This is a genomic window from Pseudomonas sp., assembly GCF_049645325.1.
Lineage (GTDB): Bacteria > Pseudomonadota > Gammaproteobacteria > Pseudomonadales > Pseudomonadaceae > Aquipseudomonas.
In genome coordinates, this window is the sequence record NZ_JBARTQ010000674.1 from 1 (window position 1) to 4,482 (window position 4,482).

Here is a 4,482-nt window from a genome sequence, read left to right on the forward strand (position 1 = left end):
GTGTAGATACTTATGGCTATCGCAGGCAAGCCAGCTCCCACATAAGCCTGCCTCCACATTGGACCCTGCAGAGGGTTTAAGCTTTCTGCCAGACCTTGGGTTTGAAAAACAGCGTCTCGCCCCGCGCCAGGCCGGTCAGGCTGTCGTGGTCTTTGACCACTTCCGCTTCGATCAGCTCGCTTTGGCCTTCGACCTTCAGCGTTACCCGAGTGGTAGCGCCGAGCGGGCGAATATCACGCACTTCAGCCGCGTGGTGGTCTTCCAGCTCATGGCGCGACAGCGACACTTCATGCGGGCGGAACAGCACGTGCTTGTCTTCACCCAGGTGCAGGCGGTTCGAGTCACCGAGGAAGTGATAAACGAAATCGCTGGCCGGGTTTTCGTAGACTTCACCCGGTGAGCCGATCTGCTCGATCACGCCCTTGTTCATCACCACGATGCGGTCGGCGACTTCCATGGCTTCTTCCTGGTCGTGGGTCACGAACACGGAGGTCAGGTTGATGTCTTCGTGCAGGCGGGCCAGCCAGCGGCGCAATTCTTTACGCACCTTGGCATCCAGGGCGCCGAACGGTTCGTCCAGCAACAGCACTTTGGGCTCTACCGCCAGGGCGCGGGCCAGAGCGATACGCTGACGCTGGCCACCAGACAACTGCTCCGGGTAGCGATCCGAGAGCCAATCCAGTTGCACCATGTTCAGCAATTCATGAACCTTGACCGCGATCTGACTTTCGCTCGGGCGCTGGTTTTTCGGCTTCATGCGCAGGCCGAAGGCGACGTTGTCGAACACGGTCATGTGGCGGAACAGCGCGTAGTGCTGGAACACGAAACCGACGTTGCGGTCCCGCACGTCGTGGCCGGACACGTCTTCACCGTGGAACACGATGCTGCCGTCATCCGGGGTTTCCAGGCCGGCGATGATGCGCAGCAAGGTGGTCTTGCCGCAGCCGGACGGGCCCAGCAACGCCACCAGCTCGCCACTCTGGATGTCCAGATTGATGCTGTTCAGGGCCTTGAAGGCGTTGAAATTCTTGCTGACATTACGGACTTCGATCGACATGACTTATTCCTCACCGGCGCTTTTGCGCAGGCGGTTGATACGGTTCTCGCTCCACTGCTTGAGCAGCAGGATGAAGAGCGCCAGGATCAGCAACAGGCTCGCGACGGCAAACGCGGCGACATGGTTGTATTCGTTGTAGAGGATCTCGACGTGCAGCGGCAACGTGTTGGTCACGCCGCGAATGTGGCCGGACACCACCGACACCGCGCCGAACTCACCCATGGCCCGCGCAGTACACAGCACCACGCCGTAGATCAGGCCCCACTTGATGTTCGGCACGGTCACGTGCCAGAACATCTGCCAGCCGTTGGCGCCCAGCAGACGCGCGGCCTCTTCTTCCTGGGTGCCCTGCTCCTGCATCAGCGGGATCAGTTCACGGGCCACGAACGGCACCGTCACGAAGATGGTGGCAAGCACGATACCGGGCAAGGCAAACACGATCTGGATGTCATGGTCCTGCAGCCACGGGCCGAAAAAGCCCTGCGCGCCAAACATCAGCACATAGACCAGGCCCGCAATCACCGGCGACACCGAGAAAGGCAGGTCGATCAGCGTGACCAGGATGCTTTTGCCACGGAACGAGTACTTGCTCACGCACCAGGCGGCGCTGACGCCGAACACCACGTTGAGCGGCACCGAAATCACCACGGCGATCACCGTGAGTTTCAGCGCCGACAGCGCGTCGGGTTCGAGGATCGCGGTGAAAAACGCACCGAGGCCGTTCTTCAAGCCCTGGGACACCACGATAAACAGCGGCAGCAGCAGGAACAGGAAGAACACCAACCAGCCAAGGCTGATCAGGATACGTCGCGACACCGCGTTGCCACGACGGGCAGCGTTGGCCGAGGACGCGGCGGAAATAGACGATTGGGACATGTTCCGCGCCTCCTTATGGGGTTTCGATGCGCCGCTGCAACAAGTTGATCAGCAGCAGCAGGACAAAGGAAACCACCAGCATCATCACGCCGATGGCGGTAGCGCCGGTGTAGTCGTATTGGTCGAGCTTGACCATGATCAGCAGCGGCAGAATCTCGGTTTTCATCGGCATGTTGCCGGCGATGAAAATCACCGAACCGTACTCACCCACGCCACGCGCGAAGGCCAGTGCAAAACCGGTCAGCCAGGCGGGCAGCAAAGCGGGAACTAGGATGTAGCGGAACACTTGCAACGGCTTGGCGCCCAGGCAGGCGGCGGCTTCTTCGATTTCCCGGGGGATATCGGCCAGCACCGGCTGCACGGTACGCACCACGAAGGGCAGCGTGACGAAGGTCAGCGCCAACGTAATGCCTAGCGGGCTGTAGGCGATCTTGAAGCCCAGGTCGGCGGCGAACTGGCCGACCAGGCCGGTCGGCGTGTACAGCGCGGTGAGCGCGATACCGGCGACGGCCGTGGGCAGGGCAAACGGCAGGTCGATCATCGCATCGATGATCTTGCGGCCGGGGAAGGTGTAGCGCACCAGCACCCAGGCCAGCAGCGTACCGATAAGGCCGTTGATGATCGCCGCGCAAAATGCGGTACCGAAGCTCAGTTTCAACGCCGCCAGCACACGTGGCGCGGTGACGATATTCCAGAACTGATCCCAGGTGAGTTGAGCGGCGTGTACAAACATCGCCGCGAGGGGGATGAGTACGATCAGGCTGAGGTACACCACGGTGTAGCCCAGCGTCAGCCCGAAGCCGGGTATGACGGGGGAAATACGACGCGACATAAGAGTCCTTGGTTAAAGGGTAGAAACCACTGCAGGAGCGCGCTTTCTAGGGGAGCTGGCTCTTCTGTGGGAGCCGGGCTTGCCCGCGATGCAGGCACCTCGGTGTATCAGTTACACCGAGGTGCTTGCATCGCAGGCAAGCCAGCTCCCACACAAGCCCGGCTCCCGCCGGAAGACGGGCTCCTACAGGTACTTTGGCTTACTGCGCCGTGTAAATCTGGTCGAACACGCCACCGTCGTTAAAGAATTTCGGTTGGGCAGTTTTCCAGCCGCCGAAGTCTTTGTCGATAGTCACCAGGTCCAGTTTCGGGAACTGCTGGGCGTATTTGGCGGCGACTTTCTCATCGCGTGGGCGGTAGAAGTTCTTCGCCGCAATCTCCTGGCCAGCCGGGCTGTACAGGTGCTTGAGGTATTCGGTGGCGATCTCGGTGTTGCCCTTCTTCTCGGCATTCTTGTCGACCACGGCCACAGGCGGCTCGGCGAGGATCGACAGCGAAGGCACGACGATGTCGAACTTGTCAGCGCCGCCGTCTTCCTTGAGGGCCAGGAACGCTTCGTTTTCCCAGGCCAGCAACACGTCACCCTGACCGTTGTTGACGAAGGTGATGGTCGAGCCGCGCGCGCCGGTGTCGAGGATCGGCACGTGCTTGAACAGTTCTTTTACGTATTCCTGGGCCTTGGCTTCGTTGCCACCGGCTTTCAGGCCGTAAGCCCAGGCGGCGAGGAAGTTCCAGCGCGCACCGCCGGAAGTTTTCGGGTTCGGGGTGATCACGGACACGTCTTTCTTGATCAGGTCGCCCCAATCCTTGATGCCTTTAGGGTTGCCCTTGCGCACCAGGAACACGATGGTCGAGGTGTACGGGGTGCTGGCGTCCGGCAGGCGGGTCTGCCAGTTTTCCGGCAGGGTCTTGCCCAATTTGGCGATTTCGTCGATGTCGCCGGCCAGGGCCAGGGTCACGACGTCGGCGCGCAGGCCGTCGATTACCGCTCGGCCTTGCTTGCCCGAACCGCCGTGGGATTGCTGGATCTTGACGTTGTCGCCTGGATGGGACTGTTTCCAGAACGTGGTGAACTCAGCGTTGTAGTCCTGGTACAGCTCACGGGTAGGGTCGTACGAGACGTTGAGCAACTCGTAGTCCTTGGCAACGGCGGAACCTGCAAACACAGCACTGGCCAGTGCGGCCAGGGCGTAACGGCGAATCGACGACATAGAAGGCTCCTGAGAATGCTTGGGTGTTGGCTTTTTCTTATAGTTGCGGGTCTAGCATGCGAATCGCCGGTGTTGCTTAAGCCGGTTTGTTGCCCGGGTTCTGCAAACGGAATTTTTCTTTGCGTTCGATCTGAACCACCTGGGCGTTATGCACAGTGATTTCCACCGCGCCAAACCGCAGATCGCGCAGGGCGCTCTGGATCTCGCGCAAAATGGCTGCTTCGTCCTGGCCGTCAACGCTACGTAGAGATGCGCTCATGGTCTCGCTCCTGAAATGAATAGTGCCTCGCAGTGGCGGCACTGCTTGCGGCGTGAGGGCGATAGTAGATAAGCGCGGATATTCTTAAAAATACTATTTAAGAATGTTTATATAACCAGAAAGAATTTTCTGGCAGGACGTGGGGTTGCGAGGGTTTTAACGCGTGCAACACTGAAAATAAGCCATGCCGAGATCCAAATGTGGGAGCGGGCTTGCTCGCGAAAGCGGTGAATCAGTCAGTACATCTG

General features: G+C 59.9%; 5 protein-coding genes. All 5 read right to left on the minus strand.

The genetic code is table 11. The features are described 5' to 3' along the window. Nucleotides 1-76: 76 nt before the first annotated feature. The 5 genes from WBB95_RS28890 to oscA all read right to left on the minus strand — a co-directional run bounded on the left by WBB95_RS28890 (nt 77) and on the right by oscA (nt 4,234). Nucleotides 77-1,057 carry a sulfate/molybdate ABC transporter ATP-binding protein gene (locus WBB95_RS28890; protein ID WP_065899550.1) on the minus strand — a complete coding sequence of 327 codons (981 nt, stop codon included), beginning with the start codon at nt 1,055-1,057 and terminating at the stop codon, nt 77-79. A gap of 3 nt (nt 1,058-1,060) precedes the next feature. After that, nucleotides 1,061-1,933, minus strand: coding sequence for a sulfate ABC transporter permease subunit CysW (cysW, locus tag WBB95_RS28895; RefSeq protein WP_424490688.1), 873 nt, complete (start codon nt 1,931-1,933; stop codon nt 1,061-1,063). 13 nt (nt 1,934-1,946) lie between these two features. After that, complete coding sequence (gene cysT, locus WBB95_RS28900) at nt 1,947-2,765, minus strand: sulfate ABC transporter permease subunit CysT (protein ID WP_424490689.1); 819 nt, start codon at nt 2,763-2,765, stop codon at nt 1,947-1,949. Nucleotides 2,766-2,964: 199 nt separating this feature from the next. After that, nucleotides 2,965-3,975, minus strand: a complete 1,011-nt coding sequence (locus tag WBB95_RS28905) for a sulfate ABC transporter substrate-binding protein (protein ID WP_424490690.1) — start codon at nt 3,973-3,975, stop codon at nt 2,965-2,967. 76 nt (nt 3,976-4,051) lie between these two features. Then, nucleotides 4,052-4,234: a sulfur starvation response protein OscA gene (gene oscA / locus WBB95_RS28910; protein ID WP_010565387.1), complete on the minus strand. Its 183-nt coding sequence runs from the start codon at nt 4,232-4,234 to the stop codon at nt 4,052-4,054. Nucleotides 4,235-4,482 lie beyond the last annotated feature (248 nt).

What these genes read in the sequence shown, in the direction of transcription:
- WBB95_RS28905 (WP_424490690.1), bottom strand. Translation starts at nt 3,975, where the DNA reads ATGTCGTCGATTCGCCGTTACGCCCTGGCCGCACTGGCCAGTGCTGTG.
- cysT (WP_424490689.1), bottom strand. Translation starts at nt 2,765, where the DNA reads ATGTCGCGTCGTATTTCCCCCGTCATACCCGGCTTCGGGCTGACGCTG.
- WBB95_RS28890 (WP_065899550.1), bottom strand. Translation starts at nt 1,057, where the DNA reads ATGTCGATCGAAGTCCGTAATGTCAGCAAGAATTTCAACGCCTTCAAG.
- oscA (WP_010565387.1), bottom strand. Translation starts at nt 4,234, where the DNA reads ATGAGCGCATCTCTACGTAGCGTTGACGGCCAGGACGAAGCAGCCATT.
- cysW (WP_424490688.1), bottom strand. Translation starts at nt 1,933, where the DNA reads ATGTCCCAATCGTCTATTTCCGCCGCGTCCTCGGCCAACGCTGCCCGT.